At 64.4% G+C, this 23,983-nt stretch carries 14 protein-coding genes; 5 read left to right on the top strand and 9 right to left on the bottom strand.

The window, feature by feature from the left end; translation table 11 throughout:
• Nucleotides 1–25 precede the first annotated feature (25 nt).
• Nucleotides 26–208, top strand: a complete 183-nt coding sequence (locus MLB1_RS14295) for a hypothetical protein (RefSeq protein WP_180750510.1) — start codon at nt 26–28, stop codon at nt 206–208.
• Nucleotides 209–244: 36 nt separating this feature from the next.
• Here the strand turns inward: MLB1_RS14295 and MLB1_RS14290 are convergent, their stop codons facing one another.
• Nucleotides 245–1,429: an ATP-binding protein gene (locus MLB1_RS14290; protein ID WP_180750509.1), complete on the bottom strand. Its 1,185-nt coding sequence runs from the start codon at nt 1,427–1,429 to the stop codon at nt 245–247.
• A 189-nt stretch (nt 1,430–1,618) separates the two neighbouring features.
• Here MLB1_RS14290 and MLB1_RS14285 point away from each other — a divergent pair, with 189 nt between their 5' ends.
• Both MLB1_RS14285 and MLB1_RS14280 read left to right on the top strand, forming a co-directional pair.
• On the top strand, nt 1,619–4,909 hold the full coding sequence (locus tag MLB1_RS14285; protein ID WP_180750826.1) for an arabinosyltransferase domain-containing protein: 3,291 nt from the start codon (nt 1,619–1,621) through the stop codon (nt 4,907–4,909).
• Nucleotides 4,906–8,121: an arabinosyltransferase domain-containing protein gene (locus MLB1_RS14280; protein WP_180750508.1), complete on the top strand. Its 3,216-nt coding sequence runs from the start codon at nt 4,906–4,908 to the stop codon at nt 8,119–8,121. Before MLB1_RS14285 ends, MLB1_RS14280 begins: the two co-directional genes overlap by 4 nt.
• An 82-nt stretch (nt 8,122–8,203) precedes the next feature.
• Here the strand turns inward: MLB1_RS14280 and MLB1_RS14275 are convergent, their stop codons facing one another.
• On the bottom strand, nt 8,204–8,449 hold the full coding sequence (locus MLB1_RS14275; protein WP_180750507.1) for a hypothetical protein: 246 nt from the start codon (nt 8,447–8,449) through the stop codon (nt 8,204–8,206).
• A gap of 95 nt (nt 8,450–8,544) precedes the next feature.
• On the opposite strand from MLB1_RS14275, the gene MLB1_RS14270 reads away from it, so the two are divergent.
• Together MLB1_RS14270 and MLB1_RS14265 are read left to right on the top strand one after the other, a co-directional pair.
• Nucleotides 8,545–9,519: a cation diffusion facilitator family transporter gene (locus MLB1_RS14270; RefSeq protein ID WP_180750506.1), complete on the top strand. Its 975-nt coding sequence runs from the start codon at nt 8,545–8,547 to the stop codon at nt 9,517–9,519.
• A gap of 39 nt (nt 9,520–9,558) precedes the next feature.
• Nucleotides 9,559–9,972 carry a hypothetical protein gene (locus tag MLB1_RS14265; RefSeq protein ID WP_180750505.1) on the top strand — a complete coding sequence of 138 codons (414 nt, stop codon included), beginning with the start codon at nt 9,559–9,561 and terminating at the stop codon, nt 9,970–9,972.
• A gap of 71 nt (nt 9,973–10,043) precedes the next feature.
• On the opposite strand, the gene MLB1_RS14260 is transcribed toward MLB1_RS14265, so the two are convergent.
• The 7 genes from MLB1_RS14260 to MLB1_RS14230 all read right to left on the bottom strand — a co-directional run bounded on the left by MLB1_RS14260 (nt 10,044) and on the right by MLB1_RS14230 (nt 23,842).
• Nucleotides 10,044–11,594, bottom strand: a complete 1,551-nt coding sequence (locus MLB1_RS14260; protein ID WP_180750504.1) for an acyl-CoA carboxylase subunit beta — start codon at nt 11,592–11,594, stop codon at nt 10,044–10,046.
• A 5-nt stretch (nt 11,595–11,599) separates the two neighbouring features.
• Entirely contained in the window at nt 11,600–16,834 is a 5,235-nt protein-coding gene (pks13, locus tag MLB1_RS14255; RefSeq protein WP_371750636.1) for a polyketide synthase Pks13, read from the bottom strand.
• A 188-nt stretch (nt 16,835–17,022) separates the two neighbouring features.
• The gene (gene fadD32 / locus MLB1_RS14250) at nt 17,023–18,927 is read right to left on the bottom strand and encodes a long-chain-fatty-acid--AMP ligase FadD32 (RefSeq protein ID WP_180750502.1); all 1,905 of its coding nucleotides are present in this window, start codon (nt 18,925–18,927) and stop codon (nt 17,023–17,025) included.
• 351 nt (nt 18,928–19,278) lie between these two features.
• On the bottom strand, nt 19,279–20,301 hold the full coding sequence (locus MLB1_RS14245) for a cutinase family protein (protein WP_180750501.1): 1,023 nt from the start codon (nt 20,299–20,301) through the stop codon (nt 19,279–19,281).
• 205 nt (nt 20,302–20,506) lie between these two features.
• Nucleotides 20,507–21,487: an alpha/beta hydrolase family protein gene (locus MLB1_RS14240; RefSeq protein ID WP_180750500.1), complete on the bottom strand. Its 981-nt coding sequence runs from the start codon at nt 21,485–21,487 to the stop codon at nt 20,507–20,509.
• A 242-nt stretch (nt 21,488–21,729) separates the two neighbouring features.
• Nucleotides 21,730–22,710 (bottom strand): alpha/beta hydrolase family protein, encoded by a 981-nt coding sequence (locus tag MLB1_RS14235; protein ID WP_180750499.1) that lies wholly within the window; start codon nt 22,708–22,710, stop codon nt 21,730–21,732.
• Between the two features lie 157 nt (nt 22,711–22,867).
• Complete coding sequence (locus MLB1_RS14230; protein WP_180750498.1) at nt 22,868–23,842, bottom strand: alpha/beta hydrolase family protein; 975 nt, start codon at nt 23,840–23,842, stop codon at nt 22,868–22,870.
• Between the last annotated feature and the right edge of the window lie 141 nt (nt 23,843–23,983).

The raw sequence follows: 23,983 nt of genomic DNA, 5'->3' as shown, positions 1-23,983 counted from the left end.
AGAGATCCCAGAGGAAGGTGCGGCGATGCTGCGACAAATCGCTTGGCAATTCTTGGTGACCGTATCCATGGTGTCGTACCTGGTGACGACCCTTCCGACGCACGGGAAACCCGATGACGACGAGCCCTGCCCCCATCACCCCGTCAAGGTCGATCCGAAATGCGAACGCTCGGGCGCGATCCGGGAGAAATCACCTCATAACGGATAGCGTGCCGAGACTACGGTTTCGGCACGTTTCGCAAAATCAGTCCTCTTGTGCACGAACGAATTCCGCGAATCCAGGAATGGTGAACTCCAGGACCCCATGGCCCGCGACGGCGATGAAGCCCTTATCGATGAGGCCTGCGCGGGCGGCACTGATCGCCCGCGAATCCCGGCCCATGACGGCGGCGATATCTGACCGGCCGGCCAACCGCTGATCGGTCAGTGACTGCGCCATCGCGGCCATAAATCTTCGCTGCACCGGAGTCGCGTTGTTCCAGCGCGCACGAAAGAGAGCGTCCATGTCTTCGGCGACCCGGCCGGCCGCGTGCTCGACATCGGCTTTCCGGATCTGGCCGCCCGGATCCGGATAGCCGGCGCGCGCCCATGCGGCGTCCGCATACAGCTGCAGGGTGTGCGGATACCCGTTCGTCTGCGCGATGACGGCATCGAGCGCGTCCTCCGCCCAGGTGACTCCGATCTCGCCGGCGGGTTTGACGAGCGCCACCCGAGACGCGTCGGGGCCGAGGCGATGCAGCGTGCGGTAGGCGAACCGCTCACTGAATGTCGCCGCGGCACTGATGATCTCCGGCGTCTGTGGCAGACCCGCTGCAAAGACCCCGACGGGCAGGGTATCGGCTTCGGCCTGCAGGTCCTGCCAGGTGACGGCCAGGGTGCGCAGCCCTTGCCGGTCGGCGTCCTGGACTTCGTCGATCAGCAGCACCAGACCGCGGTGTCCCTCCTCGCGCGCCGCGTTGGCGGTCTCGATGATCAGTTCCTTGAACGACGGCTCTGACAATGACCCCGCTGACCCCTCAGACCCAGCCGTGCCCAATGCCGGTTTGACAGTCGCGCCGACCTGGGCCACACCGGGCACGCCCGCGGTGATGCTCACCTGATCAATGGCGCGCAGCAGTCGGCCGCGTGACTTCTTCTTCCACCCTGCGACGCGCGCACGGATCTGGGTCGCGATGGCCTGCGCGAGCGGCTCGTCGCCCCCGGCGGTGACCCACACCGTCGCCACCCCGCGAGCCTCGGCATCACGCTGGACCTCACGCAACAGTGAGGTCTTTCCCACACCGCGCGGGCCGGTGTCGACACGGATGCGCCCGATCAGCCGGCCGAGCTCGGCCATGTACATCAGTCGCTCGCCGATCTCGGCAAGCTGTTCGGCGCGACCAACCACCTCACGTGCCACCTGGCCGGGTGTGTACGGGCTGGGTTGCATACCGAATCCTCACTTGATACTTCATGGGGCTGTATCAATAGGTATCAGGCGGGTACGACATCCCGGATACTTTTCGATACTTTCGCTGATGTATCGATTGGTATCGGGTTGCGATGTCTCAATCCGGCCAATCGGCCGCGCTGCATTCAGGTGCCTGAAGCTTCGTCACATACCATCGCCCTCGTGCCATTGCCGTCTGAATCCCTATCGTCGAGAAGCGGGACAGCAGGTGCAGCCCAGCGGGCACGTCTGATCTCATTGGCCGCGGCCACCATCGGTGTGCTGCTGTGCGTGCTCGTCCCACTGCTGCCGGTCCGTCAATCCACCGCCGAGATCACCTGGCCACAGGGCGCCACGGCCGATGGGAACATCACCGGCATCACCGCACCGTTGGTGTCGGGCGCGCCGCTGTCCTTCGAGGCGCACATTCCATGCACCGCCATCGCGACACTGCCCGCCAACGGTGGCGTCGTGCTTTCCACCAGCCCCGACGGTGGGTTCGAGGCGAGCAGGCACGCATTGTTCGTCCGCGCGACATCGGACCTGGTGGTAGTCGCCTTCCGCGATAACGTCGCGACTGTCGCCCCGCGCAAGGCAGTGGAGTCCGGCGGCTGCACCACGTTGGACATCTGGGCCAACGCCACCGGCGTGGGCGCGAACTTCGCCGGACTCCCCAATGCCACCGGGACCCTGTCCATCGAGAACAAGCCTCAGGTGACCGGCCTGTTCACCGACCTCAAGGTCCCCGCAGCGGGCGGACCGACCGCCCACGTGGTGATCGACACCCGGTTCATCACCAGCCCGACCGCACTGAAGCTGGCGGCCATGCTGCTCGGTATCGCCGCGGTGGCGGTCGCGATCGGAGCGCTGGCCACGCTGGAGCGCGGCGGACGTCGGCCCGCTCGGCTTTCATTCCGTCTGCCCGACCGCGCGACCCTGCTGACTACTGGGGTCGCCGATATCGGAGTCATTGGCACACTGCTTCTTTGGCATGTCATCGGCGCCATCACCTCCGACGACGGCAACATCCTCACCGAGGCCAGAGTGGCGGACCAGGCCGGTTACGTCACCGAGTACTACCGCTACTTCGGCGCTACCGCGTCCCCATTCGATTGGTACGCAACCCTTTTGAACTGGCTCACGCAGGTGAGCACGGTCGGCGTCTGGATGCGGGTGCCCGCAACCCTGGCAGGCATCGGCACCTGGTACATCCTGCGCAAGAAGATGCTGCCCGGGCTCGGTGGGCAGCTCGCCGCGAGCCGGACCGCCGTGTGGACCGCAGCACTGGTCTTCCTCGCCGCCTGGCTCCCCTTCAACAACGGCTTACGGCCCGAACCGATCATCGTGTTCGGCACCGTGATCGCCTGGATTCTGGTGGAGCGCTCTATCGCGACCCGCCGCCTATCCCCCGCCGCACTGGCGATCGTCGCCGCGCTCCTCACCGCGACCGTCGCCCCCCAGGGGCTCATCGCGCTCGGGCCACTGCTCGCGGGTGGACGCGCCATCGCCCAAGTCGTCGCCGCGCGGCGCCTGCGATACGGACGGTTCACCCCGATCGCGGTGCTGGCGGCATCGGTCGCGGGCGTGCTGGCCTTCACGTTCCGGGACCAGACCCTGGCCACCGTCGCCGAATCCGCCCGCATCAAGTACGTCGTCGGCCCGACGATCGCGTGGTACCAGGAGTTCCTGCGCTACTACTTCCTGACCGTCGAATCCAACGTCGACGGGTCGCTGACACGACGCATCGCGGTATTGATCCTGCTGCTCTGCCTTTTCGGCACACTGGCGGTCCTGCTACGCCGTGGCATGCTGCCCGGCCTGGCCAGCGGGCCGGTATGGCGCCTCATCGGTAGCACCGCGATCGGGCTGCTGCTGCTCACCTTCACCCCCACCAAGTGGGCCATCCAGTTCGGCATCTTCGCCGGACTGGCCGGCGCCCTCGGCGCTGTCGCGGCCTTCACCTTCGCCCGGGTGGGACTGCATTCTCGACGCAATCTCACGCTGTACGTGACGGCGCTGCTGTTCATCCTGGCGTGGGCGACCTCCGGTATCAACGGCTGGTTCTACGTCGGCAATTACGGCGTGCCGTGGTTCGACAAACAGCCGGTTATCGCCGGACACCCGGTCACCACTATGTTCCTGGCCTTGTCGATCGTCACTGCACTGCTCGCCGCATGGCAGCACTTCCGCCTGGACTACACCGGGCACACCGAGGTCGAGAACAATCGCCGCAACCGGCTCCTCGCCTCCACCCCACTGATGATCGTCGCCGCGATCATGGTGATCCTCGAGGTCTTGTCCATGGCCAAGGGTGTCTACGCGCGCAGCGACACCTACACCACCGGCAAGGCCAACCTATTGGCACTGACTGGTAGCGATCCGTGTGCCATGGCCCGCGACGTGCTAGTCGAAGCAGATGCTAATGACGGTCTACTGCAACCGGTTCCGGGACAAGCGGCAGGCAAGTACGGCCCACTCGGCGGCATGGATCCCGTCGGCTTCATCCCCGATGGCGTGGATACCGGCATGACGTCGCTGCCCGTCATCGGCAAGCCGGGCCTGGTGAACTCCGATGCCTCACCGAACGCGCCGATCATGGAGGTGAGCGACGCGGCCGGTACCACCGGCGGTATCGGCCCTACCGGAATCAACGGCTCCAGCGCGCTGTTGCCGTTTGGCCTCGATCCGGCTCGCACCCCGGTGATGGGCAGCTACGGCGAGAACTCGATTGCCGCGCACCTCAAGTCGTCCTGGTACCAGCTCCCGCCCCCCAGTCCGGATCGGCCTTTGGTGGTCATCTCGGCTGCCGGTGCGATCTGGTCATTCCAGCAGGACGGCACCTTCAACCCCGAGATCAACTATGGTCAGCCGCTCAAGCTGGAGTGGGGCACCATGGGTCCCGATGGTGCGGTCAAGGCTGTTCGCCAGGATCTGCCCATCGACATCGGGCCCCAAAAGGTCTGGCGCAATCTGCGATTCCCCATGAAGACCGCTCCGCCGGCCAACGTGGTCCGGATCGTCGCCGATGACCCCAACCTCTCCAGCGACCAGTGGCTCGCATTCACCCCACCTCGTGTCCCCACCCTCAAGACCACCCAGGATCTGTTGGGCTCCGACACCCCGGTACTGCTGGACATGGCTGTGGCACAGAACTTCCCGTGCCAGCGGCCGTTCGGCGAGCGCCTGGGAGTGGCCGAGCTGCCCAAGTTCCGGATACTGCCCGAGCACAAGCAGGTTGCGACATCGTCGAACATGTGGATGTCGGCCGAGGACGGCGGGCCGTTCATGTTCACGACCGCGCTGCTGCGAACCTCGTCGGTCCCTACCTATCTGCGTAACGACTGGTACCGCGACTGGGGTTCGATCGAGAAATACGTGCCCGTCCTCGGGCCTGATCTAGCACCCAACGCCCAACTCACCGAGGGCACCGTCGTCGTGAACGGCTGGACCCGTCAAGGACCGATTCGAGCCCTGCCATGACAGAGAAATCCGTGACAGACGTCTCCCCTGAGGCCCGCAAGCTGAATATCGCACGATGGACGGCAACCGTTTTCGGTCTGCTCGGGTTCGTGCTCTGCATCTCCATCCCACTGCTACCGGTCAAGGTGTCCACCGCGACCCTCAACTGGCCGCAGCAGGGTCAGCTGAACAGCGTCACCGCGCCACTGATTGCCCAGACACCCATGGATGTCACGGTGACGGTGCCGTGCGACATGGTCCGCTCCGCGCCCGCGAACGGCGCGGTGATCTTGGGTACCGCGCCTCCCGAAGGCAAAGAGGCTGCGCTGCAGGGCCTGTTCGTCAAGGTGTCCAAGGAACGCGTCGACATCACCGACCGCAATGTCGTGATCGCCAGCGTTCCGCGCACCAAGGTGGCCTCACCGGACTGCCGACAGATCGTCATCACGTCCACGGACAAGGGCACATTCGCAACGTTCGAAGGTCTTCGGGGAGACGCGGATGAAAAAACCGGCAAGGAGCTCACCAGCGGGTTCCCCGATCCCAACCTGCGTCCACAGATCGTCGGCGTCTTCACCCAGCTCAACGGTCCCGCCCCCGCGGGGCTGAGCCTCACCGCACATATCGACACCCGATTTTCTTCTAGCCCAACGTTTCTCAAACTCATTGCGATGGTGGGCGCAGTCATCTCCACCATCATCGCGCTGCTGGCGCTGTGGCGGATCGACCAGACCGACGGCCATCGCATGCAACGGATCATCCCCACCCGCTGGCGACGGTTCGATCTCACCGATACCGTCATCATGGGCAGCCTGGTGGTCTGGTACGTCATCGGGGCGGGGTCATCGGACGACGGCTACCAGATGGGCATGGCCCGTACCGCCGAGCATGCGGGGTACATGGCCAACTACTTCCGCTGGTTCGGTAGCCCCGAGGACCCGTTCGGCTGGTACTACAACCTGCTGGCCATCATGACGAAGGTCAGTGATATCAGCCTGTGGATCCGGCTGCCCGACCTCATCGCCTCACTGGTCTGCTGGCTGCTGATCAGCCGGGAAGTGTTGCCCCGCTTGGGTCCTGCCGTCGCGCGCAGCCAACCCGCGGCGTGGGCCGCCGGCTTCGTGCTGCTGGCGTCGTGGTTCCCGTTCAACAACGGTCTGCGCCCCGAAGGCCAGATTGCCGTGGGATCGCTGATCACCTGGGTGCTCGTCGAGCGGGCCATCACCTCCAGACGGCTGACCCCGGCCGCGCTGGCCACAATCACCGCGGCCTTCACCCTTGGCATACAGCCGACGGGACTGATCGCCGTGGCAGCGCTGCTCGCCGGTGGCCGGCCCATCCTGCGGATCATCGTAAAGAAGCATCGCCAGGTGGGCACCTGGCCGGTGGTGGCGCCCATGCTGGCCGCCGGAACGGTCATCCTGCCCGTGGTGTTCTCCGACCAAACCCTGGCAACGGTCTTGGAAGCCACCAGAATTCGCACGGCCATCGGCCCGGCACAGGCCTGGTACACCGATAACCTGCGGTACTACTACCTGTTCCTGCCGACCGTGGACGGTTCGGTATCCCGACGGTTCGGGTTCCTGCTGATCCTGCTGTGCCTGTTCATCGCGATGTTCATTCTGTTGCGCCGCAAGCGTGTTCCCGGAGTCGCACGCGGGCCCGCCTGGCGGGTGCTGGGCGTCGTCTTCGGCACCATCTTCTTCCTGATGTTCGCGCCGACGAAGTGGGTGCACCACTTCGGGCTGTTCGCCGCGCTGGGTGCGGCCGTGGCAGCCTTGGCCACGGTGCTGGTATCGCCACAAGTGTTGCGTTGGAGTCGCAACCGAATGGCGGTCGTGGCCGCGGTGCTCTTCGTGCTGGCATTGAGCTGGGCCAGTGCGGCCGGTTGGTGGTACGTCTCAAGTTTCGGAATCCCGTTCAACAGCAGCATGCCCAAGGTCGCCGGAATAAGTGTCAGCACAATATTCTTCGCGCTCTTCGCACTCGCGGTGGCCTATGCCGCCTGGCTGCACTTCTCGCCCGGGCGCACCGAAAATCGCGTGACGAGGTCCATCACCTCTGCCCCGGTGGCCTGGGCCGCCGGGTTCATGGTGCTGACGTTCATTGGCTCGTTGGCGATCGGAGTAGTTCGGCAGTATCCGACATACTCCAACGGCTGGGCCAATATCCGCGAACTGGCAGGCGGCTGTGGGCTGGCCGATGACGTGTTGGTAGAACCGGACCCGAATGCCGGTGCGCTGGCGCCGGTACCCGGCCCGGCCGGGCCGCTGGGACCGCTGGGTGGTACGAACCCGGTCGGGTTCACTCCCGACGGCGTCCCCGACAAGATCGTCGCCGAAGCCATCCGAATGACCGACTCACGGCCCGGTACCGACTACGACTGGGATTCCAAGGATCGCAACACGACACCGGGCGTCAACGGCTCCACGGTGCGACTGCCGTACGGGCTGGATCCGGCCCGGGTACCGATTGTGGGCTCCTATCGAGTGGGCCCACAACAACAGGCGAAGGTGACCTCTGACTGGTACCAGCTGCCGGCACGCGATACCGCCCATCCGCTCGTCGTGGTGACGGCGGCCGGAACGATCGCCGCCAAGAACGTCAAGGGCGATTTATCCGGCCAGACATTGCAATTGGAGTACGGCACACCTGGGTCCGGCGGTGCGTTCACACCGGCCGGCCGCCTCACGCCCTATGACCTGGGACCCGCACCGTCGTGGCGCAATCTGCGCTTCGCCCGTTCGGATATCCCCGACACCGCCACCGCCGTGCGCATCGTGGCGGTCGACGGATCGCTGACCCCGGGCGACTGGTTGGCCTTCGCCCCGCCTCGGCTACCCGAGCTGAAGTCGTTGGAGGAGTACGTGGGTCGGACAAAGCCTGTGCTCCTGGACTGGACGGTGGGACTTGTCTTCCCGTGCCAGCAGCCGATGCTGCACCGGAACGGGATTACCGAGATTCCCGAGTTCCGGATCACCCCGGACTACGACCAGAAGCGCAAGGACACCGATACCTGGCAGGACGGCGAGAACGGTGGCCTACTCGGTGTCACCGATCTGCTGCTGCGGGCGCACGTGATGCCGACCTACCTGTCGAAAGACTGGGGCAGGGACTGGGGCTCGCTGCGCAAGTTCGACACCATCGCCGATGCCCAGCCGGCGGAGATCGAATACGGATCAGCGGTGCACAGCGGATTGTGGACGCCGAACAAGATCCGCATCAAGCCGTAGTTCACCTCAACGAGCGCGCACTCAGGCAGGCATTGCACGAGTAACGCTGTGCGTAAGTGCGCGCTCGGCGGGTCGGTAAGGGCTAGTGGTGTCCGCGGCGACGATTGCCATGGCTGCCGCCGCCAAACAGCCCGCCCATGATGCCGCGGTAGTCCCGCTGCGGCGGCGCGGGTGGATAGGGCTGCGACGGCGACTGGTCGATATGCGCCGACGGGCCGAACCGAGCGGCGCCGTCTACAAACTGCTGAAGGCTGTCCTGCTCCAGGAGCACTGCGGCGCATCCCGTGCATTGGAAGGTGCGCACGCCGAACCACTTCGTCGACAGCATCTGCGACTCACATTTGGGGCATGTCAGGGGCTGAACGTTTGTCATTACACATGCTAGCATGCATATGTTTGCATGAGTTATGAGAAGGAGTGAACATGGCAGCGGACGCACACCAGCACGGATCCGGGCACTCGCATAGCCACGGTGTCAGCGCGAACGCCGATCGGAAATGGCTGACCATCGCCTTGGTCCTGATCGGCGGATTCATGGCCATAGAGGTCGTCATCGGCGTCATCGCCCAATCACTGGCCCTGATCTCCGACGCCGGACACATGCTGACCGATGCGGCATCGATCGTGTTGGCACTCATCGCCATCCGATTGGCAGCACGCCCTGCCCGCGGCAGCTACACCTACGGCCTCAAGCGGGCCGAGATCCTGTCGGCACAGGCCAACGGCGCCACGCTGTTCCTACTTGCCGCCTTCTTCATCTACGAAGGTATCCGCCGCCTGATCACACCGCCGGAGGTCTCGGGGCTGCTTGTGTTCGTCACCGCCCTCGCGGGAATCGCCGTCAACGTGGCGGCCACCTGGTGCATCAGCAAGGCCAACCGGTCCAGCCTCAATGTCGAGGGCGCCTTCCAACACATCCTCAACGACCTGTACGCATTCATCGCCACCGCCGTCGCGGGTGCAGTCATATGGCTCACCGGGTTCACCCGTGCGGATGCCATCGCCGCCCTCGTCGTCGCCGCGCTGATGCTCAAGGCCGGATGGGGGTTAGTGCGTGAATCGGGACGCATCTTCATGGAAGCCGCTCCCGCAAATCTGGACCCCGACGCCATCGGAGCTCAGCTCGCATCCGTTGAATCCGTCACCGAGGTGCACGATCTGCACATCTGGCAGATCACGTCCGGCCAGCCCGCGCTGTCCGCGCACATGCTGGTGGCGCCGCAAGCGGACTGCCACGGAATACGGCGTGATATCGAGCGGTTATTACATGAGCAGTACGACATCGACCACACGACATTGCAGGTCGATCATGAGGACACCGAGACATCGGAGCACTGCCTCGACCCCCATGGAAAGCCGTACCGCGCGGACGAAAGCACCTTGCCGAGCACCGGTTAGGGATCTACTATCGTTTGTAGTAGACCGACGGAGGTCACGATGTCACCACTCGCCGCTCGCGCCGACGCGTTTCTGCGGGCGGCCACCATCGCCTTCATCATCGGCTGGGGGTTGGACCTCGTCGACCACCTGCGACGCGGCCCGAGCGCTACCCCGCTGGTCCTCACCTACCTCGCCGGTACTCATGCACTTTTCATCGCAGTCGCGGTCACAATGATCCTGCGCCACCGCAAGCACGCGCCGGAGGCCACTGTGGTCGTCGGCACCGCCAGCGTCCTCGGGCTCGGCTATGTGCACCTCATGCCGACGTACTGGCCGGCCGTACAGGACAGCTTCATCTCCGGCCCACGCGTCGACGTCACCTGGTTCTCCTGGGTGACGGTGGTGGTGGCAATCGGTGCGGCCATGGTGTGGGCGCATGCGGGTAGCCGCGCCCTGGTACTGCGCGACTAACCCAGCGACTAACCCGCCAAACACGAAACCCCCGCCACGCTGTGCGTGCGGGGGTTTCGTGCGATGAATCGTTAGATCGGGGTCAACCCGTGTTTGCGCTGCACGCGACTGATCTGCTTGTCTTTCAACAGGTTCAGCGACTTGCGCAGCAACAGCCGGGTCTGATGCGGTTCGATGACACCATCGATGTAGCCACGTTCGGCGGCGATCCACGGCGTGGCCAAGTTGGCGTTATAGCCCTCGATGAAGTCCTGGCGGATCTTCTGCACCTCCGGCGCCGTCGGATCGGGGAACCGCTTCACCAGCAGCTGCGCCGCACCCTCGGCGCCGATCACGGCGATCCGCGCGGTCGGCCACGCGTAGTTCAGGTCGGCGGAGAGCTGCTTGGAGCCCATCACCGCATATCCGCCGCCGTAGGCCTTGCGAATGATGACAGTCACCTTCGGTACGTCGGCTTGCACGACGGCGTTGAAGAAGCGCCCGCCACGCTTGATGACGCCGGCCTTCTCCTCCTCCACGCCCGGCATGGCGCCCGGGGTGTCGACCACGAACACCAAAGGCAGATTGAACGAGTCGCAGAACAGGATAAAGCCGGCCGCCTTATCGGAGGCTTCATTACCCACCGCACCGGACATGTGCATCGGCTGGTTAGCGATCACCCCGACCGGGTGACCGTCGACGCGAGCGAACGCGGTGATCATGGAAGGACTGCGCTGGTCGGCAATCTCGAAGACGTCACCATCGTCGAAGATCCGCAGCAGGATCTCCATCATGTCGTAGCCCTGGTTATCGCTATCCGGGACGATCGTGTCGAGATACCGATCGTCCTCGGTGATTTCGGGCTCAAGACCCGGGTTGACGATCGGCGGATAGTCAAAGGTGTTGGCGGGCAAGAAGCCCAGGTAGTCGCGCACGTACTGGTACGCCGCGGCCTCCGACTCGACCACCTTGTGAATGTTGCCGCGCTGCGCCTGCACGTCGGCGCCGCCCAGCTCATCAAACGTGACATCCTCGCCGGTGACGTCCTTGATGACGTCCGGGCCGGTAATGAACATGTAGCCCTGATCGCGCACGGCGACCACCAGATCGGTCTGAATCGGCGAATAGACCGCTCCGCCTGCACATTTCCCGAAGATCAAGGAGATCTCCGGGACCATACCGCGCAGCATCTCATGCCGGCGGCCCAGCTCCGCGTACCAGGCCAGCGAGGTGGCGGTGTCCTGGATGCGGGCACCCGCCGAGTCATTGATCCCGACCACGGGGCAGCCGTTGGTAGCCGCCCATTCCATGAGCTTGGCCACCTTGCGGCCAAACATCTCCCCGACGCTGCCCTGGAACACCGTCTGGTCGTGCGAGAACACCGCAACGGGACGACCGTCGATGCGGCCGAAGCCGGTCACCACACCGTCGGTATACGGCGCGTTGGGATCATTGGGTGTGCGGGCGAACGCGTCGATCTCCATGAAGCTGCCCTTGTCGAGCAGCGCGTGGATGCGGGCCCGGGCACTCGGGATGCCCTTGGCGTCACGCTTGGCGATGGCTTTGGGATCACCCGGCTCCTGGGTGAGCGCCATCCGCTCACGCAGGTCGGCGAGCTTCTCGGCGGTTGTGTGTGGAGGCACTATCCCTAACCTTCCTGGTTCTGGGCGTTGATGGTGCGCAGCGCCTGACTCATATGTGCACCGACCTTAGCGATGACCGGTTCGTCGATTATCTGGATGTGCTCCCCACCGACGGGAACCACCTCAAGATCCGCGACGAACTCACCCCAGCCGCCATCGGGCTGCCGAGTCGCGTACGCAGGCTCGAACGTAATGGCGTCGTCGTGGTAACGGTCCGCCATGTACAGCGTCATATGCCCGTCGAACGGCACCGGATTCGAGGTATCAATGGCCCGCTGATCGAGATACGACGTGCGCTGATGCTCGATGATCCCGCCCGGGATCTGCACACCGCTGGCCTTGACCGCCTCCAGCACGAACCGCACCTGGGCCTCGTCGTCGAGCTCCTCCAGCTGCTCGTACGGGATCGCCGGAATCTGCACGTTGAACGTCTTCTCCGCGAACTTGGCGTACCGATCCCAGCGCTTGCGAGTCTCTTCAGGAGTCTGCAGGATCGGCGTTCCCGGGCGCACACCATCGATATTGCCGACCCACGCGACCTCCGCACCGGCTGCCCGTAGGCCCACCGCGCAGGCGTACGCCAGCACCGCACCGAGTGACCATCCGGCAAGGATGAACGGACCCTTGTGCAATTCCAAGAGCTTCGGGACGTACTGGGCAGCCCGCTCTTCGATGGTGCCCTCGACGCGCTCGAGACCGAACATCGGCGTGTCCTCGGGCAGACGCTTCAGCAGCGGCTCGTAGACAACTGTCGACCCGCCCGCCGGATGGAATACGAAGACGGGAACGGTCGCGGTGCCTTCGGCCCGGGGGCGCAGGATCCGCACGAAACCGTCGATCTTCCCCGCCTCCAGCCGGCTGCGGACAACCTCGCCCAGTGCCTCGATGGTCGGCGCGAGCTTGACCTCCTCGGCACTGATCTCGCCATCGGCACGCTGCGAAAGGCGTTCGGCGAGTTTATCCGCCGTCGCGTCGTCGATCTTGGACAGCGCGTTGAAGATGCTGCCCGGCGACTCCCCGGTGACGATGGCCCACGTTGCGAAGGCGACACGTTCGGCGGCATCACGCGGTGGCACATCGGCATTCAATGCCTCGGCGATGGCCTCCTGATTCATCACGGCCGCGGCCCGTGCCAGTTCAGAAGTCTCCGCCGAGATGACATCTGCGCCGGCTGATTCCGGTGTTTCGCCCGCGTCGGTCTCATCTTGCGCGGGGGTGGGGACAACGGCCGGCGTGTTCTCCAGCGCCTTTTCGATATCGGCCTTGGACAGCACCCCAGCACCCGGCGCAGCATCCTTGAACTCGTCGGTCTGCTGGTACGCGTGCAGGTCAGTTACCGCGTCGGGGTTCTCCAGCGCGTAGACGACCAGCCGCTCGACATCGTGCAGGTTCGCATCGCGTACGGCCTGCAGCTGAATGGGCGGCAGGCTGAAGTCGAACTCGACGCGGTTCTTGATGCGCACTGCCATCAGCGAGTCCAGGCCCAGCTCGATGAGCGGCACCTCGAGGGGTACGTCCTCGGGCTCGTAGCCCATAGCCAACGACACGATGGCCGCAAGGCGCTCGATGACGGGCTCCCCGGACTCCTTGCTCCACTTCTTGAAGTCGGCACCCGCACCCGCCCCGGAGAGCAGATGGTCGTGAATCTCTTCGGGCACTTCGTCTTCCACGACAGCGACGGCTGCGCCTGCCACCGGGCCACCGACAAAGGTGGAATCATTCGTGGCGGTTCCCTCGGCCCGGCCGGACGACACCGCGAACGGTAGTGCGCCGCCCTGCCCGGCCCGGGAAACCACCGCGTCGTAGACGAGCGTGAAGGATTCGCCGATTCGGGCGTGCACCTGCACGGTGGCTCCACCCGGATGCCGCGACAGCGTGGTCACCAGCGTGGAACCCTCACCCGGGATGGCCCGCTGCTCCGAGGCGGTGAGCTGAGCATCCGAAAGAATCGATACCGCAGCGGCCTTCACCAGCTCGGGGAAATCGACCTCGGCGGCTCCCGGGCTCCACTCCCACACATGCTTGCCATCGGGCAGCGACACGTGCGTACCCGGGATCCGGCGTGAACCATCGGCACTGAAATGCGCCGGAAGCCAATGCGGCTTGCGCTTGAACTCGGTCGCGGGGATCGACGCGTAATCGGACGACTTGACCGCCTTGCTGAACAGCGTCCGCGGATCCAGGCTGTGGCCGTACACATACAGCTGGGCCATGGTCTTCACCATGGATTCGACCTCGTCCTCCTTGCGGGCGAGCGTCGCGATCAGCTGCGCGTCGGGAAGTCCCGAGGCCATAGTGGTGAGCCCAACCTGCATGAGCGCCACTGGATTCGGGGCCAGCTCCAGGAACGTAGTGTGCCCGGCGTCGACGGCGTTACGGACGCCGTGGGTGAAGTAGACCGAATGCCGCATCCCCTTCTTCCAGTAGTCGACATCATGGACCGGGTCACCGCCTGGGCGGATATATGTGCCCTCGTGCACCGTCGAGAAAATCCCGATGTTCGGGGTCATCGGCTCGATGCCCTGCAACTCGGCAGCGAACTCGCCGAGCAGCGGGTCCATCTGTGAGGTATGGCCGGCACCCTTGGTCTGCAGCTTGCGGGCGAACTTGCCCTCGGACTCACAACGGGCCACGATCGCGTCGATCTGCGCCGGCGGACCGCCGATGACGGTCTGCGACGGTGCGGCGTACACGCACACCTCTAGGTCCGGGAAGTCGGCGAACACCGTCTTGAGCTCGTCGGCCGAATACTCGACCAGGGCCATCAGCCGGATGTAATCGCCGAACAGCATCGCTTCGCCCTCACCCATCAGGTGCGCGCGCGAGCAGATGACGCGGGTGGCATCACCCAGGGACAGCCCCCCGGCGAAGTAGGCCGCCGCGGGCTCGCCCAGCGACTGTCCGATCACCGTGGTGGGCTTGGCGCCATGCGCCTTGAGCACCTCGCCCAGCGCAATCTGGATCGCATAGATGGCGATGTTGCTGGTTTCGATGCCGTATTCGTGTGAGTCGTCGAGGATCAGCTCGACAACGGAGTAGCCCCGCTCGTCCTGCACATACGAGTCGACCTTGTCGATCCACTCGGCGAAGAGCGGATCGCGCAAGTACAGGCTCTTACCCATCTTCCGGTGCTGTGCACCGAAACCAGCCATCACCCAGACTGGGCCGCTGGTGACGGGCCCGTCGGCGGAGTAGACGTAAGGCTTCTGCTTACCCTCTGCCACCGCACGCAGACCCTTGACGGCCTCTTCGTGGTCGTGGGCCAGCACCACCGCACGTGAACGGCCGTGGTTGCGGCGCGACAGCGAGCGGCCGATGGACTCCAGCGAGTAGGACTGGCCCTCCTCGGTCTCCATCCAATCTGCCAGCGCGGCCGCAGCGGCCTTCTTGCGAGAGGACAGGAAGCCCGAGATGAACAGCGGGACAACGGGAGTCACCGGCTCTTCATCCGAAAGAGCAGCAAGCGCTTCCTCTTTCAAACGCTTGGCCTCGTCTGTGAGCCCGGGCAGTTCCACCGGCTCGTCGGAATAGCCACCGACGAACTCGCCGTACTCGTCAAATCGTGACGCGCCGGAGTCGACATCGTCTTCGGTATCCGCCTCTGCCACAGCGTGTTTGCCGTTTTTGTCCGCATCGCCTTCGGATTCGGATTCGGACGGCTCACTCGGCTCTACCAGATCGATGGGCAGCACCTCGCGCACCACGATGTGGGCGTTGGCTCCGCCGAAGCCGAAGCCCGAGACACCGGCGATGGCATGTCCGCTGTAGCGCGGCCAGTCGGAGACTTCGTCAACGACCTTCAGGTGGATGGCGTCGAAGTCGATGTAGGGGTTGGGCCCGGTGTAGTTGATCGATGCCGGAATCTTGTTGTTCTGCAAGGCGAGCACGATCTTCGACAGGCTCGCGGCGCCGGCCGCAGACTCCAGGTGTCCGAAGTTCGACTTGGCCGAACCCAGCAGCGCCGGCTTGTCGGCGTCGCGGCCACGCCCGACCACCCGGCCCAGCCCGTCCGCCTCGATCGGATCGCCGAGGATGGTGCCGGTACCGTGCGCCTCGATGACATCGACGGTGCGAGGATCGATTCCCGCGTCCTTGTAGGCCTTACGCAGCACCTCCGCCTGAGCATCCGGATTCGGTGCGAGTAGGCCGTTGGAGCGGCCGTCGTGGTTGACCGCGGAGCCGGCGATGATCGCCATGATCGGGTCACCGTCGCGGCGCGCATCGGAGAGACGTTTGAGCACCAGCATGCCGCCACCCTCGGAGCGGCTGTACCCATTGGCGTCCTGGGAGAAGGACTTAATGCGCCCGTCAGGCGCCAGAATGCCACCCACCTCGTCGAAACCGATAGTCACGACGGGGGTGATGATGGCGTTGACACCACCGGCCACCACCACGTCAGCCTCACCTGACCGCAGCGCCTTCACACCCTGGTGCACCGCGACCAGCGAGGAAGAACACGCCGTGTCGACCGTAACGCTCGGCCCACGGAAGTCGAAGAAGTACGAGACCCGGTTGGCGATAATCGAACTCGCGTTACCGGTGATGGCGTACGGGTGGGCGTTGGCGGGATCGGCCACCGTCAGGTAGACGTAGTCGTTGTTGGTGCTGCCGACATAGACGCCGACACTGTCGCCCTTGAGGCTGGATGCCGGGATACGAGCGTTTTCCAGTGCCTCCCAGGTTAATTCGAGCGCGATCCGCTGCTGCGGATCCATATTGTCGGCCTCCATCTTGGACAGCGTGAAGAATTCGGCATCGAATCCCTTGATGTCTTTGAGGTATCCCCCGCGGGTAGCGGCCTGTGCCACCCGCTCGGCAATACGCGGGTCGACCGTGAACTCTTCCCAGCGCCCCTCGGGCAGGTCGGTGATGGCGTCCCGGCCTTCCAGTAGTGCCTCCCACAGCTGCGCCGGAGAGTTGACATCGCCAGGCAGGCGCGCCGCCAGGCCGATCACCGCGATATCGAATTCGCCTGCGGGATCTCGAGACCAGTCCTCGTCACCGGCATCCGGCAGCGCGGGCTCGCCCTCGACGATGCGGGTGGCCAGCGACTCGATCGTGGGGTGCTGGAAAGCCACGGTGGCGGTCAGCGTCACCCCGGTGAGGTCTTCGATATCGGCTGCCATCGCGACGGCGTCGCGTGAGGACAAACCCATCTCGACCATCGGTGCCGATTCGTCAATGCGATCGGGGCTCACCCCGGTGGCCTTGGCGACCCAGTTGCGCAGCCACTCGCGCATCTCGGGAATGGTCAGATCGCCCTGCGCTGAGCCGCTTACGCCAGCAGTGTCGGAGCTAGCGCCGTCTTCCGTCGCCTTTGGAGCCTCGAGCCCGGTCTCTGGTGTCGAATCCTGTTGTATATCAGTCATGTTCGAGCCCTCTCCGGGGTATTGCGTGCACTGATCGACGATCAGCTGTGCTATCTGCTCTACTGCTTGTCGTCAGGGAATGCGGTCTGCTGGTAGCCGCCACGCAGGCTGCCATCCAGGTAGCTGGTCCGGGCGGCACGCCGGGCGATCTTGCCGCTGGAGGTCCGGGCGATGGAGCCGGCCGGGACCAACAGCACATCGCGGACGGTCACACCGTGCCGCACCGCGACGGCGGCGCGCACATCGTCGCCCACCGTCTGGTTGTCCGACTTGTGTCCGCCGACGCTCCGCTCGCCGATGACGACCAGCTGCTCCGAGGAATCCTCCGGGTCATACTTCAGACCCGCGTGCGGGTTGTCGAAGACCTCCTGGGGCAACTGATTTGCCGGTACCGAGAAGGCCGCGACATAGCCCGGGCGCAATGCCTTGTTGGCTTCTTGCGCGGTGTACTCGATATCCTGCGGGTAGTGGTTACGGCCGTCGACGATGATGAGGTCCTTGACGCGACCGGTGATGTACAGCTCGCCGTCTACCCACACCCCCAGGTCACCGGTGTTGAGCCACATTGCGTCATCCGGCACACCTTCGGCGTGCGATTCGCTGATCCGCGACTTGAGGGTGTTCTGGAACGCTTCGCGCGTCTCCTCCGGGCGGCCCCAGTAGCCCGAGCCGATGTTGTTGCCGTGCAGCCAGATCTCGCCGACCTGGTTGTCGGGCAGCTCAGATGCGGTCTCACCGTCGACAATCGCCGCCCACTCGTCGCGGGCCATCCGGCCGCTGGACACCTGGGTCAGCGAGTTTTCCGAATCCGGTTCCACCTGCGCGATACGCCCGGCGTTCAGCTCGGTGCGGTCCACATGCAGCACGCGCGCCGTATCCGAGTTCCAGATGGTCGAGGAGACGAACAGGGTGGCCTCGGCCATGCCGTAGGACGGGTGAATAGCCCTGGGGTCGAAGCCATACGGCTCGAAGGCCTCGCAGAACTTCTTGAGCGATGACGTCGACACCGGCTCGGACCCGTTGATGATCGAGTACACGTTGGACAGGTCCAGCGGCGGCTCACCCTCCTTGGGCACACCGCGCGTCGCGCAATGCTCGAAGGCGAAGTTGGGTAGCGCCGAATAGGTTCCGGCACGGTCGTCGCCCTTGACCCCCATCTCCCGCAGCCACCGGATGGGGCGGCGGATGAACGCCGCCGGGCTCATCACCGTCATGTGGCGACCGATCATCGACGGCAACATCGCCGTGATGAGACCCATATCGTGGAAGAACGGCAGCCAGGTGGTCCCGCGTGAACCGTCTTGGCCTTCCTTCACCGACAACGCATCGACCAGCTGCAGCAGATTGGTGGCCAGCGACAAGTGCGTGATCTGCACACCGGCCGGGGCACGGGTGGAGCCGGAGGTGTACTGCAGATAGGCGATGGTGTCCCTGGTGGCCACGGGCTCCACCCAGGTCTGCGCGACCTCCGCGGGAATCGCATCGACGGCGATGACGCGGGGACGCTCCTTGGGAGGACGGTTCCGGAAGAACTTACGCACACCTTCGGCGCATGCGGTGGTGGTGAGGACCGCAGCCGGCTGGCAGTCGTCGAGCACCGCGTGCAGGCGGCCCGCATGGCCGGCCTCGCTGGGGTCGAACAGCGGCACCGAGATCGCACCGGCATAGAGCGCACCGAAATGCGCGACGAGGTAGTCGAGGCTCTGCGGGGCCAGGATGGCGACGCGGTCGCCCGGCTTGGTTACCTGCTGCAAGCGAGCGGCCACGGCACGGTTGCGCGCGCCGAACTGCGACCATGTGATGTCGATATACGCGCCGTCGCGCTCGGTGGAGAAGTCGAGGAACCTGTACGCCAGGGTGTCAGCCTGTGACTGCGCCCAGCCTTCGACGTGACCGACGATGCTCCCGTCTTCGGGGAACTTGATCCGGCCTTCCGTGTCGATGAACGGGTTGACGAACGCCATGTGTGCTTCTTCTCCTATGACGGCGCGCCGGTGCGCGGTGGTCGCGGGCCTGAGGCATTCGCGAGTACGCGCCATCGCGAACGTCAAGATCCACGACGATCGTACCGAGAGGCAATCGCGTACTACGGCAGCTCAGGCGGCCATTCGCGACGAGATTATCGGTCGGTGTCGGCGAGCCAAAATCCGTCGACCTCGCGAACGGCTTTACGGTCTTATTTTTCTCTTAATCTTAGGTGAGCGTACAGCGCCCGCCAAATGCCCCGGCGCCCTGTTGCCGAGATGACATCTAAGCGGCCGGCGCACGAGCGAGTACGGACCCCCATCCGGAGCGGTGGTCTTCGCGCAAGCGGCTCATCCGTGCTTGGGATGGGGCGCCCTGTCGATGAGCCCGTCGGCCCAGTTGGTGGTCCATACCGTCGCGGGCTGGCCGTCGATCTGCCAGAACTCCGGCGTGGCATACAGCGCGTGCACCGGCGCACCGGCGCCACCGGACAAAACATCCAGTGTCTTGCCCAGATTGGAGATGTTGAATGCGTCCGGGGGTGCTGCGCAGATAAGGTCCCCCGTACCGCAGATCTGATTGGTGCGGTCATTGAGCTCACCGAACCCGCCGGGGCGTGGGCCGGACATCTTCAGCCCGAACGATTCCAGGACCCCCAGATCACCGAGGGTGACCTCGGCGCCCTGTCCGGGCGGGTTGGGTCCGGGCGACTGCCCAACACCATCCTGGCGGCGGCCGTCCGCGATCAATGTCACGCCGAGCACCAGATCCTGGTCGACGGGGCCCTCGCCGTTTCCGATCTGGCTGGCAATGTCGCCGGCGATCACCGCGCCCTGCGAGAAACCGACGATGACGTAGCCGGTGAGCGGGCAGCGCTCGTACATCTCCGTGAGCTGCTTGAGCGCCCGGTCGGTGCCCTCTTTGCGGCTGTCGTTGTACGACATCTGGTTGTCATTGGCGAACGGGTTGTGGAACTGCGCGGTGTACGGCACCGTCCACGTCTCCAACCGCGCCTTGTCGAACTTCTCGGCGATCGGCCGGGAGACGTTCAGCAGCAGTGAGCGCGGGAACTGGGTGGGATTGAGCGGGTCTTCGGTGGGCGACGACTCCCAGGTGCCCGGGATGATGAGTGCTTGCACATCGGGGCAGTCGGCGCTCTGGAACGCGGGCCGAGGCTTCTGGCCGGGTCGTGTCAGCGGCGGCGTCGTCGTGGTCACCTGCCCCTGACCGGGTGTGACATCGTCGGGCCTGCGGACGATCACGACGACGATCGCGATCACCAGGATGACGACGACGGCAACGGCAAGCGCCGCGGCCAATCCGAGAATCCTGTGCCGTTTCCCGTTCGCACTCGGCTTAGTCGTCTTGCTCATCTGTCTCCCTAGCCCGTCCACGCGTCACACCGCGCGTAATCGCTTCCACGGTACCGGCAGTCCGCAGCGAAGTTAATGACCCACTGCGGCCTGCACCTGCGCAAATGATCGCTACGGCGCGAATTTCGTTACTCGATTGTGCCCCGAACAGACAACGGCGGCGACCACCGAAGTGACCGCCGCCGTCCGTTGACTGCTGTTATGCCTAGTGGCTACCGAGGTAGCTCACCATGTCGGACTTCATCGCCCTGAGCTGGTTGCCCCAGTAGGTCCAGTTGTGCAGACCACCCGGGGGGAACTCCACGTGGGCGTTCTTGCCGCCGGCAGCGGTGTAGGCGTCGACGTACTTCTTGTTGATACCGATGGCCATGCCCTCAAGGAAGCCGCCGGTGAAGTTCTCGAAGCCGTTACGGCTGGCATCCAGCTCGGTGGAGTCACCGCTACCGCAGTAGATCCACAGCCGGGTGCCGTTGGCCACCGTCTTGTCGATGTTGAGGAACGGGTCGTTGCGGACCCACGCCGGATCGCCGTCCGGGCCCCACATGTCCTCTGCACTGAAGCCACCGGCGTCGCCCATGGCCATGCCGACCTGCCCCTTCATATCGGAGGGGTTCAGGAAGCCGGAGAGCGCACCTGCGTAGATGAACTGCTGCGGGTGGTAGTTGGCCAGCGTGATGGCGGATGCGCCACCCATGGACAGGCCGACTACGGCGTTACCGGTCTTGGACACGCCGTTATTGGCTGCCAGGTAGGCGGGCAGCTCCTGGGTCAGGAAGGTCTCCCACTTGTAGGTGAAAACACCATCCTTGCCCTTGGCCGGCTGGTACCAGTCGGTGTACCAGCTGGACTGGCCGCCGACCGGCATGACCACCGAGAGGCCGGACTGGTAGTAGTCCTCGAACGCCGTGGTCTCGATGTCCCAGCCGTTGAAATCGTCACGCGCACGCAGACCGTCCAACAGGTAAACGGCCTTGGAGCCGCCGCCCTGGAACTGAATCTTGATGTCGCGGCCCATGGACGCCGAGTGCACCTGCAGGTCCACGACCGGAAGCCCGGGACGCGAGAAGGCGCCCGCAACGGCCGAACCACCGGTGACACCGATGAGTCCTGGTAAAACTGCGGCGGCCGCGGCCACCGTCACAACTCGGCGCACAGTGGCACCACGCATATTTGAAAAGAGCTTCATTACCTCAGTATCCCGTCTTCTTCAGCCGGCGTTACATTACATGTCAGGCCGATGGACATCCCTATGGGTTCCCCGAGGTAGTCAACCACATCGGACTAAGAGCCGACAGCACCCTACTGCATTGTTGGCCCTCTGCAACAAGACCGATGTTAAGCGGTGACATAGCGCAAACCCCGGAGACCGCAAAGCGGCGGTCCCCCCGTCCTGCAACAGGGTGACCACCGCTTCGGCGATTGCTAGTACTAGTGGCTCTGCAGGTAGGCGACCATGTCAGACTTCATCGCCTTCAGCTGCTGACCCCAGTAGGTCCAGTTGTGGATACCGCCCGGAGGAAACTCGATATGGGCGTTCTTACCACCGGCTGCGTTGTAGGCCTCGATGAACTTCTTGTTCGAACCGATGGCCATACCCTCGAGGAAGCCGCCGGTGAAGTTCTCGAATCCGTTACGGCTGGCATCCAGGTCGGTGGAGTCACCGGTGCCGCAGTACAGCCACAGGCGAGTGCCGTTGTCGATGATCTTCTGGATGTTCACGAACGGGTCGTTCCGCTGCCAGGCCGGGTCGCTATCCGGGCCCCACATGTCGGAGGCGCTGAAGCCGCCGGCGTCACCCATGGCGAGGCCGATCTGGAACTTCATGTCCGACGGGTTCAGGAAGCCCGAGAGCGCCCCCGCGTAGATGAACGTCTGCGGGTGGTAGACCGACAGGGTCAGCGCGGCCGAGGCACCCATCGAGAGGCCGACGACCGCGTTACCGGTCTGCGAGAGCCCCTTGTTGGCAGCGAGGTACGCCGGGAGCTCCTGAGCGGTGAACGTCTCCCATTTGTAGGTCCAGACGCCGTCCTTGCCCTTGGCCGGGTTGTACCAGTCCGTGTAGAAGCTGGACTGCCCGCCGACCGGCATCACCATGGAGATACCGGACTGGTAGTAGTCCTCGAACGCCGTGGTCTCGATGTCCCAGCCGTTGAAATCGTCGCGCGCACGCAGGCCGTCCAACAGGTAAACGGCCTTGGCGCCACCGGGCTGGAACTGGACCTTGATCTCGCGGCCCATCGACGCCGACGGCACCTGCAGGTACTCGACCGGAAGCCCCGGACGCGAGAAGGCGCCCGCAACAGCCGAACCGCCGGCAACGCCGACGAGACCCGGCAGCACGGCCGCGGCCGTCGCCACAACAGCCAGTCGGCGCGCGGAAGCACCGCGCATCTTCGAAAAGAGCTTCATTTACTTCGTATTCCCATCTGTTTCAATCGATTTCCCACGTCAGGCCAACGAGCTTGATGGATGCCTACCGCATGCTCGGCGGTAGTCAACCACATCCCTGGACCTGCCAAAACCATCACTATGTACGCCTGCTGGCCCCTCAATCCGACGAGAGGCCCTAGCTGTTGAGAGTGGCAATCAGATCACCCTTAAGCGCCTGCAGTTGCTGTCCCCAGTACGGCCAGGAATGGTTCCCGGACGCGGGGAAGACAAATGTGGCGTTGCTGCCACCGGCGGCGGCATACGCCTGTTGGAACCTCTTGTTACCGCTGACCGCCAGCGACTCCAAGCTGCTAGCGCTCAGGGCCACACCGGCATCGCCGTTTTCGTCGATGGGTGTCGAGCCACCAGGAGCGCAGTAGACATAAAGGCGGGTCCCGTATGCGACCAGCGCCTGGACCTGCACCGTGGGGTCATTGCGCTTCCACGCCGGATCCCAGGGCGGACCCCACATATTGTCGACGCTGTAACTGCCCGCATCGAGCATGGCGACCCGGATCGCGTTGGCCATGAAGATGGTCGAGGGGTTCAGGAACCCCGACAGCGAGCCGGCGTACTTGAACTGAGCCGGGTGATATGCGGCCAGGATCAGTGCCGCGCCGCCACTCATCGAGAGCCCTACGACTCCGTTGCCCGTGGCTGCCACCTGCTTATTAGTGGCAAGGTACGCGGGCAGCTCCTGTGAAAGAAAAGTTTCCCACTTGTATGTGTACGGCTGCTTGTTGAGCGCCGAGGGCGAATACCAGTCGGTGTAGAAACTCGACTGCCCACCGACGGGCATGACCACCGAGATACCCGACTGGTAGAACCACTCGAATGCTGCGGTGTTGATATCCCAGCCGTTGAAGTCGTCCTGGGCACGCAGCCCGTCCAGTAGATAGACCGCATGCGGCCCACCGCCCTGGAATTCGACGCGGATATTGCGCCCCATCGAGTTCGAGTAGACGTCCAGGTATTCGACCGGAAGTCCCTCACGTGAAAAAGCGTGCGCAGTCGCGGGAACAACAACCAAGCCCGAGACAACCACCGCAGGCATCACAAAGGCCGCCAACAGGGCCGTCAGCACGCGGCGGGTTTTCACTCGCACGCTCATCTGGGGTCCATCCGTTTCATTCGGGGAAAGTCACAACAGTCACTTCTGTCACGCACCATTGCATCTGAAGTGTCTGACACGGTCGTCTTCGTATCGCCGCAGCGGGGCCGCGGCGTTACCTAATTGGGATCTCAAATCGGA

The sequence above is a fragment of the Mycobacteroides sp. LB1 genome (assembly GCF_013449725.1).
In the GTDB taxonomy this organism is placed as follows: Bacteria; Actinomycetota; Actinomycetes; order Mycobacteriales; family Mycobacteriaceae; genus Mycobacterium.
This window is presented reverse-complemented; position numbering and strand designations above follow the sequence as displayed.

Excerpts from the sequence above, each read along its gene's own strand:
- MLB1_RS14295 (WP_180750510.1), top strand. The coding sequence starts at position 26 with ATGCTGCGACAAATCGCTTGGCAATTCTTGGTGACCGTATCCATGGTG.
- MLB1_RS14290 (WP_180750509.1), bottom strand. The coding sequence starts at position 1,429 with ATGCAACCCAGCCCGTACACACCCGGCCAGGTGGCACGTGAGGTGGTT.
- MLB1_RS14280 (WP_180750508.1), top strand. The coding sequence starts at position 4,906 with ATGACAGAGAAATCCGTGACAGACGTCTCCCCTGAGGCCCGCAAGCTG.
- MLB1_RS14275 (WP_180750507.1), bottom strand. The coding sequence starts at position 8,449 with ATGCTGTCGACGAAGTGGTTCGGCGTGCGCACCTTCCAATGCACGGGA.
- MLB1_RS14270 (WP_180750506.1), top strand. The coding sequence starts at position 8,545 with ATGGCAGCGGACGCACACCAGCACGGATCCGGGCACTCGCATAGCCAC.
- MLB1_RS14265 (WP_180750505.1), top strand. The coding sequence starts at position 9,559 with ATGTCACCACTCGCCGCTCGCGCCGACGCGTTTCTGCGGGCGGCCACC.
- pks13 (WP_371750636.1), bottom strand. The coding sequence starts at position 16,834 with ATGCGCGAGTGGCTGCGCAACTGGGTCGCCAAGGCCACCGGGGTGAGC.
- fadD32 (WP_180750502.1), bottom strand. The coding sequence starts at position 18,927 with ATGGCGTTCGTCAACCCGTTCATCGACACGGAAGGCCGGATCAAGTTC.
- MLB1_RS14245 (WP_180750501.1), bottom strand. The coding sequence starts at position 20,301 with ATGAGCAAGACGACTAAGCCGAGTGCGAACGGGAAACGGCACAGGATT.
- MLB1_RS14240 (WP_180750500.1), bottom strand. The coding sequence starts at position 21,487 with ATGAAGCTCTTTTCAAATATGCGTGGTGCCACTGTGCGCCGAGTTGTG.
- MLB1_RS14235 (WP_180750499.1), bottom strand. The coding sequence starts at position 22,710 with ATGAAGCTCTTTTCGAAGATGCGCGGTGCTTCCGCGCGCCGACTGGCT.
- MLB1_RS14230 (WP_180750498.1), bottom strand. The coding sequence starts at position 23,842 with ATGAGCGTGCGAGTGAAAACCCGCCGCGTGCTGACGGCCCTGTTGGCG.